Origin of the sequence: Microcoleus sp. N9_B4 (genome assembly GCF_036701635.1) — a bacterium.
Classification (GTDB): Bacteria; Cyanobacteriota; Cyanobacteriia; order Cyanobacteriales; family Microcoleaceae; genus Microcoleus.
In genome coordinates this window covers 40,171-53,114 of record NZ_JAUBRC010000003.1, presented here as the reverse complement: position 1 = coordinate 53,114, position 12,944 = coordinate 40,171, and the positions used below count along the sequence as shown (strand labels likewise).

Annotated in this window: 10 protein-coding genes and 1 other RNA gene; 7 read left to right on the top strand and 4 right to left on the bottom strand. The window is 46.1% G+C overall.

Features of this window, described 5'->3' with window-relative positions; translation table 11 throughout:
• Positions 1–16 precede the first annotated feature (16 nt).
• The 6 genes from QUA43_RS02600 to nuoK all read left to right on the top strand — a co-directional run bounded on the left by QUA43_RS02600 (position 17) and on the right by nuoK (position 6,032).
• The gene (locus QUA43_RS02600) at positions 17–1,795 is read left to right on the top strand and encodes a protein kinase domain-containing protein (protein ID WP_333370770.1); all 1,779 of its coding nucleotides are present in this window, start codon (positions 17–19) and stop codon (positions 1,793–1,795) included.
• A 350-nt stretch (positions 1,796–2,145) separates the two neighbouring features.
• Positions 2,146–2,536, top strand: a transfer-messenger RNA (tmRNA) gene (gene ssrA / locus QUA43_RS02595).
• Positions 2,537–3,052: 516 nt separating this feature from the next.
• Complete coding sequence (gene nuoH / locus QUA43_RS02590; RefSeq protein ID WP_333370768.1) at positions 3,053–4,171, top strand: NADH-quinone oxidoreductase subunit NuoH; 1,119 nt, start codon at positions 3,053–3,055, stop codon at positions 4,169–4,171.
• Between the two features lie 103 nt (positions 4,172–4,274).
• Positions 4,275–4,850, top strand: coding sequence for an NAD(P)H-quinone oxidoreductase subunit I (gene ndhI, locus QUA43_RS02585; protein WP_333370766.1), 576 nt, complete (start codon positions 4,275–4,277; stop codon positions 4,848–4,850).
• Positions 4,851–4,966: 116 nt separating this feature from the next.
• On the top strand, positions 4,967–5,590 hold the full coding sequence (locus tag QUA43_RS02580; RefSeq protein ID WP_333370764.1) for an NADH-quinone oxidoreductase subunit J: 624 nt from the start codon (positions 4,967–4,969) through the stop codon (positions 5,588–5,590).
• Between the two features lie 136 nt (positions 5,591–5,726).
• Positions 5,727–6,032: an NADH-quinone oxidoreductase subunit NuoK gene (gene nuoK, locus QUA43_RS02575; RefSeq protein WP_228042566.1), complete on the top strand. Its 306-nt coding sequence runs from the start codon at positions 5,727–5,729 to the stop codon at positions 6,030–6,032.
• A 112-nt stretch (positions 6,033–6,144) separates the two neighbouring features.
• Here nuoK and folB read toward each other — a convergent pair whose 3' ends face one another.
• From folB to QUA43_RS02555, 4 genes are all read right to left on the bottom strand, one after another.
• Positions 6,145–6,501 carry a dihydroneopterin aldolase gene (gene folB / locus QUA43_RS02570; RefSeq protein WP_333070833.1) on the bottom strand — a complete coding sequence of 119 codons (357 nt, stop codon included), beginning with the start codon at positions 6,499–6,501 and terminating at the stop codon, positions 6,145–6,147.
• Between the two features lie 171 nt (positions 6,502–6,672).
• Positions 6,673–7,767, bottom strand: coding sequence for an RNA-guided endonuclease TnpB family protein (locus QUA43_RS02565; protein ID WP_333370762.1), 1,095 nt, complete (start codon positions 7,765–7,767; stop codon positions 6,673–6,675).
• Positions 7,768–7,930: 163 nt separating this feature from the next.
• On the bottom strand, positions 7,931–9,298 hold the full coding sequence (locus tag QUA43_RS02560) for a serine/threonine-protein kinase (RefSeq protein ID WP_333370761.1): 1,368 nt from the start codon (positions 9,296–9,298) through the stop codon (positions 7,931–7,933).
• A gap of 183 nt (positions 9,299–9,481) precedes the next feature.
• Positions 9,482–10,765, bottom strand: coding sequence for a glutamate-5-semialdehyde dehydrogenase (locus tag QUA43_RS02555; RefSeq protein ID WP_333370759.1), 1,284 nt, complete (start codon positions 10,763–10,765; stop codon positions 9,482–9,484).
• A gap of 226 nt (positions 10,766–10,991) precedes the next feature.
• Between QUA43_RS02555 and QUA43_RS02550 the strand changes: the two genes are divergently transcribed.
• Positions 10,992–12,716, top strand: coding sequence for a zinc metalloprotease HtpX (locus QUA43_RS02550; RefSeq protein WP_333370757.1), 1,725 nt, complete (start codon positions 10,992–10,994; stop codon positions 12,714–12,716).
• Positions 12,717–12,944 lie beyond the last annotated feature (228 nt).

Sequence of the window (12,944 nt, the reverse complement as noted above, 5' to 3'; positions counted from 1 at the left end):
GCGATCGCCTGAACCTATGGATGCGCTAATCGGCAAAACTTTACAGGGTGGAAAGTACACCCTCGAACAAGAATTGGGCCGCGGCGGCTTTGGAATAACTTTCAGGGCAAATCACCGCTATTTAGGACAGCCTGTAGTCATTAAAACCCTCAACGAATCTCTGCGGCAGCAACCCAATTTTGCTGAGTTCGATCGCAAGTTTCAAGACGAAGCGAGGCGGTTGGCTTCCTGCGTTCATCCGAATATTGTCCGCGTCAGCGATTTCTTTGTCGAAGACGGGCAGCCTTACATGGTGATGGACTACGTTCCGGGTCAGAATTTGGGCGATGTCGTACTCCCAAATCGGCCGCTGCCAGAAGAACTCGCTATTCTCTACATAACTCAAATTGGCGCTGCTTTAAAAGTTGTTCATCAAAAGGGTTTGCTGCACCGAGATGTCAAGCCGCAAAACATTCTGCTGCGCCAAGGTACTCAGGAAGTCGTGCTGATTGATTTTGGCATTGCCCGCGAGTTTACTCTGGGTGCAACTCAATCTCACACTAATATGGTGTCCGACGGCTATGCACCGCCAGAACAGTATTTTGCCCAAGGAAAATATACGCCCGCAACAGATGTTTACGGTCTGGCGGCGACGCTTTATACTTTGCTCACAGGACAAGTGCCGGTGGCTGCAATTTTGCGTACCAGCCAACCGATGCCTTCACCCCGCGACTTGCAGCCTCAGCTAAGTGCGGCTGTCAGCCAAGCCGTGATGCGGGGGATGACGGTAGAAGCTCAAAATCGCCCTGCTAGCGTGGATGAGTGGCTGTCGCTGCTGCATGGGCAGGGGGGTGCTGCGTCGCCGAGCACCGGGCCGACGGTGGCGGTGATGCCGGGACACGGGTCTCAGTCGCCTGCGGGTTCCAGAACAGCGCCTGCTGTGGTGTCTTCTGGGCAAGGCAACCGCAAGATTTGGTGGATTTTGGGGTTCGTGACGATCGCACTTATTGTGGCAGGTTTTGTCGGTATTGCTAGGGTTTTCCTCAACCGGCCGTCTTCGGAACCCGCACCTGTGGCCCAGGACGATCGCACTTCCACCCCTGCAGATCCAGACGCGCGCTCAAACCCCGCACCAATTCCCGCGCTCACACCAACGCCAGCGCCGACTCCCAGAGAAACTCCGCCGCCTGCTGCTGAAACTCCAGCGCCGACTCCCAGAGAAACTCCGCCGCCTGCTGCTGAAACTCCAGCGCCTGCTGCTGAAACTCCAACACCAGCGCCAGCGCCAACACCAGCGCCAACTCCCGAAGCTGTCGAACCCACACCAACCGAAAAACTTGTTGACAAAGAGTTGCCACCAGATCGATCGCCCGCACCCAGCGAACAACCGGGAACCAATGATCAGAAGACTCCCACAATCCCTGGGTATGCCGTTGGTACGCCGGAAAGTCAGATTTTATCCCAATTGGGAGAACCGACTGACTCTCAATCCCGGGGCTATTGGCCGAATACTCGCACCGCACTTTACGAAATATTGCCGAACCGGATTACTCTCGGCTACATTTACGATCGCGATTCGGCCCAGCTAGTACAAACAGAGGGTTCTTTTGCTCAGTCGGTGGACGATTTGGTGGTGCGAACCGCGTTAAACGGGATGGTGGGCGGCGCCAGCCGAGAGATTTTGCAGGGCTTGCGCGACGTGCAGCAGCGCCGGACTACTCGGTTTACGTTTAGGAAGGGTTCGCTCGAAGGGACGATCGAACGCAATGAGCGCGATCGGATTTACATCGGCGTCTGGGACGACAACTTGCATTAATTAGGAATTACGCACGGGTGGTCAGAAACCGGGTTTTTTGGCCAGATACTTCGTTACAGCCCTCATTAACCGCAAAAAACCCGGTTTCTTTAATCCCCAATCGAAAATCTAAAATCCAAAATCTAAAATCGACTTGACCACTGTCAATAAACCTTTCAAGGGCGAACTCTGGGGCCCACCCCAAAAAAACTGGAACTCTTGTGGAACAGGCATCTTGCCTGTTCAAAAAAATGGTGCAAGATGTAAATATTCCCGACTCAGCTTTGTGCCAAAATCGAAAATCTAAAATCCCAAATCTAAAATCTAGTTGACGCAACACGAAATATTGTCTATAATTAGAGAACGCACGAGGGGCTGTAATGGTTTCGACAGGGTGGCGAAAGCTGCTCCGTGATGCAGGTCGAGAGGGAGTCTACTCTCGTTAATATCGGCTCAAAAAAAATAGTAAATGCGAACAACATCGTTCCTTTCGCTCGCAAAGCCGTAGCTGTAGCCTAAAAACTTCTTGAGCTTGGTTTAGAGTGTATGCCACCTCACTCCGTTAAAGGTAGCATAACAACCCCCAACGGATGCCCTAGCTAAACGCTTCTAGTCGGCTAGCTAGGAAAGCAATCACTAGAAAATCCCCCCATTTGGGATAAAGATGGTTCCCGCCCCGAGGATTAGAGGGGATAAACCTGTGAACGATCGGAAGGTTAATACCCATTTTGGACGGCAGTTCGATTCTGCCCAGTTCCATAAAAAAAGTGACGTAAAATCAATGGTTTAAGCCATTTGAAAGCCACTTTAAAGCATAAAAAGGGCAGAGAATTAATTCTCTGCCTTTTTGTTTGGCTCAGATAGATCAACTCATCCGTGTATCCGTGTATCCGTGTCAAAATCCGTGCAGTGTTCTACCTTTTCCCGCGAGGGGACTGAAATATTTGCTGGTCGTTTTTCAATTTGCCTCCTCACCGCCTTGCAACAGTCAACAGCGGTGCCCTGAGCGTAGTCGAAGGGCTCAGGAACCGCGTAGTCGAAGGGCTCAGGGCGACGCAGTTAACAGTCAACCATCAACCATAAGTTAGTAACCCATTAGCTAAGCTGCGGGATCAGATAATTAGAACTTCACGCTGTCCGTGCGTTGTTGGAGCCTGTCGGGCGATATACTATTAGGCGGTAAAGCATTAAAAATCTTTACAAAGACCCCGATTTCTAAGCCTACTCCTACCAAGGACGGGTGAAAAATTATATGCTGAGCGCTCAAAAGCTGGAAAAATGAACCCAGGAATTGACTTACAAGGAAGTTTTGTAGAAGCCCTGATGAATTTGGGCTTACCGACAGACATTGCCCAACTGCTTTGGCTACCGCTGCCAATGCTGCTGATGATTGTCGCTGCCGTCTTCGGGGTACTCACTAGCGTCTGGCTGGAACGGAAAATTTCCGCCGCAGCTCAACAGCGGATCGGCCCGGAATTTATCGGCCCTCTGGGAGTGCTAGCACCCGTTGCTGATGGTCTGAAGTTGGTCTTCAAAGAAGACATTGTACCGGCAAAAGCTGACGCGCTGCTATTTACCCTAGGCCCGGTAATTGTGGTGATTCCAGTTTTTCTCTCCTACTTAATCGTGCCCTTCGGAGAGCATATGCTGATCGCCGATATGGGGACAGCAATATTTCTGTGGATTGCTCTTTCTAGCATTCAGCCGATCGGCTTGCTGATGTCCGGCTATGCTTCAAACAACAAATACGCCCTCCTCGGAGGACTCAGAGCCGCCGCTCAATCCCTCAGCTACGAAATTCCCCTTGCTTTGGCAGTATTGGCAGTTGTAATGATGTCCAACAGCCTCAGTACGATCGACATCGTACATCAACAAGCAGGCTACGGGATTGTCGGCTGGAACGTTTGGCGGCAACCTGCGGGTTTCGTGATTTTTTGGATCGCAGCACTCGCAGAATGCGAACGTTTACCCTTTGACCTTCCAGAAGCAGAAGAAGAATTGGTAGCAGGATATCAGACTGAGTATACAGGCATGAAATTTGCCTTGTACTATATCGCTTCCTACGTTAACCTCGTCCTTTCTTGCCTGCTAGTAGCAGTTTTGTACCTCGGCGGCTGGGAATGCCCGATTCCTGTCGGAGTCCTGACAAATGCCCTGGGATTGAGCGAAACGACTCCTTGGTTGCAGGTAATTACCGGCTTGCTAGGCATTACAATGACGATGCTGAAAGCCTACTTTTTCCTGTTTCTGGCAGTTCTGCTCCGCTGGACTCTGCCCCGAGTTCGGATCGACCAATTGCTAAATTTGGGATGGAAGTTTTTACTTCCAGTTGCTCTAGTTAATTTGCTATTGACCGCAGCTTTGAAACTTGCCTTTCCCTTTGCTTTTGGCGGTTAATTAATAATAGGTAAAGGGCAACAGCTAAACAAAAATAGCTGTTAACCAATTACCTATTATCAATTAGCAATTACCAAAAACTCAAGTACAGAGAGAGAACACGATGCTAAAATTCCTCAATCAAGTAGGCGAATACGCCAAAGAAACTTTTCAAGCTGCTAAGTATATCGGTCAAGGGCTATCTGTTACCTTTGACCACATGAGACGCCGGCCGATTACGGTGCAGTATCCTTACGAAAAATTAATTCCTTCGGAACGTTTCCGGGGCAGAATTCACTTTGAATTTGACAAGTGCATCTCCTGCGAAGTTTGCGTTCGGGTATGTCCGATCAACTTACCTGTAGTGGATTGGGAATTTAACAAAGAAAGTAAGAAGAAACAACTCAAGCACTACAGTATAGATTTCGGTGTTTGTATCTTCTGCGGCAACTGCGTAGAATATTGTCCGACTAATTGTTTGTCCATGACAGAAGAATACGAGTTAGCCGCCTACGAACGTCACGAATTGAATTATGACAACGTGGCCCTCGGACGTTTGCCCTACAAGGTTACAGATGACCCGATGGTGACACCCCTGCGGGAATTCGCTTATTTGCCGAAAGGTGCGATCGACCCCCATGAAGTTTCCTACACCGATCGCCGCGCCGGTCTGCGTCCAGAGGAAATTATCGAAAAGTAAGTAATTAGTCATTAGTCAGCAGTCATCAGTCATTAGTGAAATAACCAATTATTAATGACTGCTAACTAATGAGTAAAAACGAACAATAGAAAACTAATAATTGAGGATAAAAAATTGTGAATCTAGCTGAAGGGGTTCAAATTGTTTCATTTGGAATATTGTCCGTAATGATGATTGCAGGAGCATTAGGAGTAGTGCTGTTCTCCAACATCGTTTACTCAGCATTTTTGCTGTGCGGCGTATTTACCAGCATTGCCGGCTTGTACTTGTTGCTGAATGCCGACTTTGTAGCAGCAGCGCAGGTATTGATTTATGTTGGCGCTGTTAACGTCTTGATTTTGTTTGCGATTATGTTGGTGAACAAACGAGAAGATTTCCGCACTATTCCCAACGCTTGGGTGCGTCAAATAGCAACAGCAGTAGTTTGCGTAGGCTTGTTTGCACTGTTGGGTACGATGGTGGTATCTACTCCTTGGGCTATTGTCGCAACGACAGGAGCACCGGCCGAAAGTTCGATCGTCACAATCGCCAAACATTTCTTCACTGACTATTTGCTACCTTTCGAGTTAGCATCAGTGTTTTTGTTGATGGCAATGGTAGGAGCAATTGTGTTGGCGCGCCGCGATTTCTTCCCGGATGAACTGTCAAAGAAGCTATCCGAAACACCTGCTTTGAGTTTGCCGGAAAGACCTCGCGAATTAGTTTCTGCCGGAGATGTGTCTTCGCCAGAATCTAAGTAACACTCTACTCGTTCCCAGGCTGTGCCTGGGAACGCAGTTCCGGAGGCTGTGCCTCCAATTTTCCCGAAATGGAAACGAGGCAGACCCTAGGAACCAGTTAAATTTCCCTTCTTCCTTCTTCCTTAAATTTATGCAACTGCAACTCCAGTATTTCCTGTTATTAGCTGCTGCACTTTTCTGTATTGGCATTTACGGTTTAATTACCAGCCGAAATGCAGTGCGCGTGTTGATGTCGATCGAGTTGATGCTAAATGCAGTCAATCTCAATTTGATGGGTTTTTCTAACTATCTCGACCCCGTACAAATTAAGGGCCAAGTATTTACCGTGTTTGTAGTTACGGTAGCGGCGGCTGAGGCTGCGGTGGGTTTGGCAATTGTTTTGGCGATTTATCGCAACCGCAATACCGTAGACATGGAAGAATTTAACTTGCTGAAGTGGTAATTAATCAATAGTCATCAGTCATCAGTCATCAGTCATTAGTGAAAAACTAATGCAGATTAAAGACTGATGACTAAGGACTAAGGACTAAGGACTAAGGACTAAGAACTAATGACTAATGACTTCTAGTAATTTCTAGAGTAATTCTACCCCCGAAATCAGGGATGGGGGCAGCAGGTTTCGAGAGTTGTAGTTTAACTTTTTCGACTAACGGTAGTTGTAAAAGCGCTTGAGCAATAGTATCTGCTAGGCGTTCGATTAATAAAAATTTCGACTCTTGGACTAGCTTTTGAATCAGAGTAATTGCGCTGCGGTAGTCAAGAGTATGTTGAATATCATCACTTTTTCCAGCTTGCGATAAATCCAGCCAGAGAGTAACATCCACTTCAAACCACTGCCCCAAAACTTGCTCTTCCGGCAGATAGCCCGTATATCCGTAACAGCGAATTCCTGTAAGTTGAATAGAATCCATTTTGCAATAAACTAAAAGTGCGTTGCCTATACCAATTTGTATTAAACCAGATAAAGTTCTGCTTTGTAAAACTTACTTAAACTTATCTAAACTCATTTTTAGACACAGTTTGTGCTTACTTCCTACGCTGTTGGGTAGACGGCTAATCCCAAGATAAGTAGGCTATCCCCCTCAAGCCGAGGGTTCCCAATTTAAAATGTTTAGACTTGCGTTCCAGTCCCGATCTAAAGATATGCCACAAGCAGGACAGTCAAAAGTCCGAATGCTTAGTGGCATATCTTTTTTGGTGCCACAATTGGAACAAGTCTTGGTACTAGGAAACCACTGGTCTACCAATACTAAATTAGCTCCATACATTTGACACTTGTAGTCAAGTTGACGTTTGAACTCGTAGAATCCAAGGTCAGATATTGCTCCAGCTAACTTGTGATTCGCCATCATTCCATGAACATTCAAGTCTTCAATCTTAATTAGCTTGAAAGTTTTAGCCAAATAAGTGGTCAACTTGTGAAGGAAATCTAAGCGAATACGAGATATTCGGGCGTGGAGCAGACCAATCTTGTTGTAGGTCTTGCGCTGGTTTTGAGAGCCTCGCACCTGCTTTGATGCTTTGCGTTGTAAAGTGGCAAGCTTGGTTTTCGCACTGGCTTTCAACGGCTTTGGTGCGTCAAAAGTTTGCTGGGTTGACAGCGTGGCAAAAGACTTAATACCGAGATCGATTCCTACAGAATTTGCAGGCTGCTGAACAGATAGACGTTCTGCATCAACGCAAAAGGAGACAAACCAGCGATTTCCTTCTTTTGAAATCGTGAAAGTTTGAGAGACCAAGCTACATTCTAGGGGTTCAAAAAGCCTAAAAGTCCCCAATGTAGGAATCTTAATAGTTCTACCAGCAGTTAGCAAAACTTTGCCGTTAGACGAATCGACCGTAAAGGATTGACCGTCTCTGCGACTGGCGAATCTTGGATGACCTGCTTTTCCAGAACGATAGCGGCTAAACGCATCTTTGAGATCAATCAAAGCATTTTGGTAGACTCGGCTAGATAACTGGTTCATCCAATCAAATTCAGGCTTTTTCTTGACATGATTGGTCAGAACTTTTTTGACTTCGTTGAGTACCTTCGAGTCGGTGAATTTCCCCTCGCCATACATTTGAGTCCGCAGGCTCAACCCAAAGTTAAAAACTACGCGCCTAAATCCTGCGTGCTTCGCCATCAAGGTCGCTTCCTTGTTATTTAATTTGAGCGCTCGTTTAATGGCAAACATACTTAAACTTCCTCAATGGCGATTAACTATGGACAAGTTTAACAAACTATTTGACACTTAAGTCTTTCTCTTCCCTCTCTTTTTTTGCCCTTTGCCCTCTTCCTCTTCCCTCTGCGCCCTCTGCGCCCTCTGCGGTTCAATCACTCTTATTCTATCTTAAATTTCATAACTCTCCTCCTTTCTCCAACTTGTCCAGTAAATCCTCAGCAACTTCATACCATTTCCGCCTAATTTCAGCATCTTCTGGCTTTTCTGTCAAGGTACGACCTTGGAATTCGGGATATTTATTGTAATATAATTCATCAACTTTTTGATAAAAGATATCTTGATTAATGTTAAGATTTTTGCGCCGTTTACCAATCTTTTCTTGACGAATTATTTCGGCGTCCTCTAAGGATGTATCGGGAGGTTGCTGGCGCGAAGTAAATTTAGGTAACTCCGGCAGCTTGGGCAAGGTGAAACCAGATTTGACTACACTAAAAGCTAAAATTCCGGGCACCAAAATCACACTTAAACTCCCTAGGGTTTTCCAAGGAATTAACTTGAATGTGCTGTTGTTGTTAACAATTTGAGGATTTTGGTGAACAGGAGTATGATTGCTGGTAGCAGTTTGAGTGGCGTTTTTGAAAGGGCGGCCGACAAAGTTCATTGTCACCATTTGGGAAATTATACTGCCAATTTGAGAGAGTTTTGGATCTTTGAGTGCTTCGCGGACTGCTTTTGCAGATTGGTAGCGATCGCCCGGTTGTTCTGCTAACATCCGATCCAATACCGTGGCTAAATTTGGGCTGACACTGACGTGCGATCGCCAATTCCAAGTTTTATTATTGATATCGTACAATTTTTGAGGCTTTTTGCCGCTTAGCAGTACCAAAGCCGTGACGGCTAAAGCATACAAATCGCTAGCGGCAGAAACTTTGCCCAGCCGCATTTGTTCGGCTGGCGAATAACCCTGTTTGCCGATCGCCGTATCCGATTGTCCGTTAAACTGAAGTACGGCATTGGCTGCGATTTGCTTGACAGAACCGAAATCAATTAAAAATGGTAGTTTGTCAGCATCATGCTGAATAATATTATCCGGGGAAATATCGCGGTGAATTAAATTTTTTGAGTGGATGTATTCTAAAACTGGTAAAAGCTGAAATAGCAGTTGAGTAACTTCGGCTTCGGTAAAATTTTTACCTTGCTGCTGGCGCGATATCAATATTTCTTCATAGGTTTGACCCTTAATATAATCTTGGACTAAAAATAAAGATGGATTACCACCCAAATCGGTTCGCAGTAGTTCTCGAAAGCGCGGGATTTGTGGGTGTTGGAGGTTGTACAGCATACTCGCTTCGCGATCGAACAATTCGGCGGCTTTCGGGCTGTGCACCACCGGAGAAAACTCTTTGAGTACGCAATGTTCGTTGTAGCGGTTGATATCTTCGGCGAGATAAGTACGCCCGAAGCCACCGCGGCCCAATTCGCGGAGGATGCGGTAGCGTTTTTCGAGAGTCGAACCTGGGGCGAGGAGGGAGGAGTTAGACATAAACCACGGCAAATTGTTCGAGTTGGGGAGTCGCCGAGCACAGTATAGCTTATTGTAGCTAAGTTTGTTTGAATGCGAGGGCGATCGCTTTTTTTTGGGATGGATGAAGAAGAAGAGACACTTTGCTTAAGATTCAGTATCTACAGGCTTTTTTAGTGTCTGGTTTGATCGGCTATCGAAGATTTACAAATCCCGATGAGTAAACTCCTTCGCATCCTTCCCTACATAACTCGCAGCAACATGACCATCTCCAACAACTCGATACTTATAGGTAATCAACCCCTCTAAACCAACAGGCCCGCGAGGCGGCATTTGCTGCGTGCTAATCCCCACTTCTGCACCGAAACCGTAGCGGAAACCGTCGGCAAATCGAGTCGAACAATTGTGATAAACTCCGGCCGCATCTACTCCATTTAAAAATGTTTCGGCGGCTTCGCTGTCTTCGGTAACAATGACATCTGTATGTCTGGAACCGTAAGTATTGATATGGCTAATTGCCTCTTCCACAGAATCTACTATTTTGATTGACAAAATTAAATCGCTGTATTCTGTAGACCAATCTGTTTCATTTGCTTCGGCAATATTTTCGAGGATGGCGCGAGTTTTTTCGTCTCCCCGCAGTTCGACTTTTTTCTGCTGCAAAGCTTCGGCAACGGCGGGCAAGAAAACGGGGGCGATCGCACTATGAACTAACAAAGTTTCAATAGCATTGCAGGCGGCGGGATACTGAGTTTTTGCATCGACAGAAATCTCAACTGCTTTCTGAATATCCGCCCCTTTGTCTGCGTACAAATGACAAATTCCGTCGGCGTGTCCCAACACGGGAATCCGCGTGTTTTCCTGCACGAACCGCACGAAGGAATTAGAACCTCTGGGAATAATCAAATCTACATATTCATCCATTTTGAGCAGTTCGATTGTTTCTTCCCGCGTGGTAAGCAATTGCACGACTTCTGGATTAACCGCTGTTTCTGCTAATGCTTGATGAATTACTTTTGTCAAGATTTCGCAGGAACGAACAGCTTCTTTGCCGCCTTTGAGAATGACGCCATTTCCCGATTTGATTGCCAAGGATACTATCTGAATTAAAGCTTCTGGGCGCGCTTCAAAAATAATTCCTAAAACGCCCAAAGGACAGGTGACACGCTTCAGAATTAATCCTGTATCCAATTCACGGTGGATTTGCACGACACCGATCGGCTCAGGGAGTTTCGCAACGTCGCGCACGCCCGCGATCGCACTTTTCAACTTGCTCTCATCCAACTTTAGGCGATCGTACAGCGGTTTCGCAATTCCATCAGCCTCAGCCGCCTTGCAGTCAGCAGCATTCGCCGCCACAATATCCGGCGCAGCAGCTTCTAAAGCTTTCGCAATAGCTTCAATAGCTTGATTTTTGGCATCAGCGGACAAAACTGCCAATTTTCTAGCAGATACGCGCGTTTTTTGGGCAATTTCAATAATAGACATGGCAGTAACTTTTAAATAGTTTTGATTGTTGGGTTTTGGATTTTCAATTTTGCATTGAATCCGCACAAATAAATTTCGGGGCGGTTTTCAGTCTTAACAATTCTAGAGGAAATTCTATATTTTTGTTGAGACCCCTGACAGCAATCCGCATTAACAGGTTAAAACAGTGAAGTATAGATAAAATCCCACGGTCATTTCCATTTGTCAATAACCTTTGGAGATTATTATGTCATCTCATGCCCCTTTACGCAAGGCAGGGCGAGCAGCCAAAGCAGGCGTTAAACTGATACAGAAAACTGGCGGAAATCTCGTTTTAGCTTCCGGCGTCACCCTCAGCCTGCTGTTTGGTATGGTGTTAGCGCTATCTTTAGCCTCAGTTTTGATTCTCAGCAGTCCCGATCCAGTTACCGGATTGGCGATCGCACTTCCCATAACTCTGATTTTTAACATCGCTGCCTTTTTCCTATCGCCTTACTTAATGGACTTAAGCCAAAATTGGCTATATCATACTCGCTGGGTTTCCCTAGCAGAAATTGAAAGCCTAAGTCCCGAAACAGCGAAAGTTATTCAGAAGGTTTGCAAGCAGAAAAAACTCTCTTCTGTGCGTTTAGGAATTATCGACGACCAAAACCCTACTGCTTTTACTTACGGTTCCTTTCCCAACAGCGCTCGCTTAGTCGTCAGTCAAGGTCTTTTCACCTATTTAGACGACGAAGAAATTGCCACTGTTTACGCCCACGAACTAGGTCACATCGTCCACTGGGACTTTGCAGTAATGACTTTAGCTTCGACTTTGGTGCAGATTACTTATTTAATTTACACTACAACTCAAAGAATGGGTCGAAGTGGTGGCGAAAAAGCTAAAGATGCGGCGGGTACGGTAGCTGCTGTTGCTTATTTATTTTACATCGCTGGCACTTATTTATTGCTGTATTTGTCGCGGACGCGAGAATATTTTGCAGACCATTTTGCTGCCGAAACTACTGGCAATCCCAATGCTTTGTCTCGCGCTTTGGTAAAAATTGCTTACGGTATTTTGGAAGAAGGACAAAGGGCAACAGAACCCAGCATTTTGTTAGAAGGAACTCGCGCTTTAGGCATTTACGATGCCAAAGCTGCCACATCTACTGGGACTGCTTACCGGATTTCTTCGGAACCAGAAAAGATTGGGCGAGTGTTTTTGTGGGATATGTTTAATCCGTGGGGTTGGTGGATGGAGTTGAACTCGACTCACCCGCTGACTGGTAAACGAGTTCGCGCTTTGAGCACTTATGCCGAACAATTAGGCTTGGATGTTGAGTTTGACATGGGCCGGATTGTCGGCGAAGGCAACGATTTGAGCAAGCGGAGATTGTACGGCAATTTTGTGTTCGATGTGCTACTGTACAGTGCAGAAACTCTGGGCTTAGCTGTGGGTTTTGCGATCGGCATTTCCCTGTATGCTGTAAACCCGATGATGATGGTTGCTTGTCCTTTAATCGGTTTGGGTACGGGAATTTTGCTCAAGACTCTGGTGATGTTCCCGAATTACCAACAAGCAGAACATTTGGATGTTTTAACCTTAATGTCTGACCCTTATGCAAGTCCTTTACGGGGTCAACCGACGCAACTACAAGGCGAATTAATTGGTCGCGGCGATGCGGGTTATGCGTTTGGTTCAGATTTGAAATTGCAAGACAGAACGGGAATGATTTATCTGCGCTATGCTTCTCGTTTTGGGCCAATTGGTAATTTTATGTTTGGCATGAAACGGGTTGAAAGTTTGATTGGAATGGATGTTAGCGCATTGGGTTGGTTCCGCCGGGGTGTTGCACCTTGGATGGATTTGATTCAGCTTGAAAGCGATAGCGGTACGACGGTTAAGAGTTATCACCGCTTCTGGTCTTTTGTGATGGGTATCGGTGCGATCGTTCTTGGTATCGCGGCGCTATTTGTTTCATTTCCAGCTTGAAAGTTGACAGGTAAAACCTTTTAAGTTAAATATAATTAAGCTCGCATTTTCGAGCTTATTTTTTTTGTTCCATACGGTACTATTGAATTTAATACCGCTCTCAATTATCTTTTTTGCTGACCAAAATAGTGAGTTTACGAACCGCTTTAGATTTGTTAGCGAAGGGGCGCGATAGCGCTTTTGTAGAAAAGAAAGAAGAAAAGAAGAAGTAAAGAAGGAGATAGGTAA

Coding starts and splice junctions, on each gene's coding strand:
- QUA43_RS02600 (WP_333370770.1), top strand. CDS start 17: ATGGATGCGCTAATCGGCAAAACTTTACAGGGTGGAAAGTACACCCTC.
- nuoH (WP_333370768.1), top strand. CDS start 3,053: ATGAACCCAGGAATTGACTTACAAGGAAGTTTTGTAGAAGCCCTGATG.
- ndhI (WP_333370766.1), top strand. CDS start 4,275: ATGCTAAAATTCCTCAATCAAGTAGGCGAATACGCCAAAGAAACTTTT.
- folB (WP_333070833.1), bottom strand. CDS start 6,501: ATGGATTCTATTCAACTTACAGGAATTCGCTGTTACGGATATACGGGC.
- QUA43_RS02565 (WP_333370762.1), bottom strand. CDS start 7,767: ATGTTTGCCATTAAACGAGCGCTCAAATTAAATAACAAGGAAGCGACC.
- QUA43_RS02560 (WP_333370761.1), bottom strand. CDS start 9,298: ATGTCTAACTCCTCCCTCCTCGCCCCAGGTTCGACTCTCGAAAAACGC.
- QUA43_RS02555 (WP_333370759.1), bottom strand. CDS start 10,765: ATGTCTATTATTGAAATTGCCCAAAAAACGCGCGTATCTGCTAGAAAA.
- QUA43_RS02550 (WP_333370757.1), top strand. CDS start 10,992: ATGTCATCTCATGCCCCTTTACGCAAGGCAGGGCGAGCAGCCAAAGCA.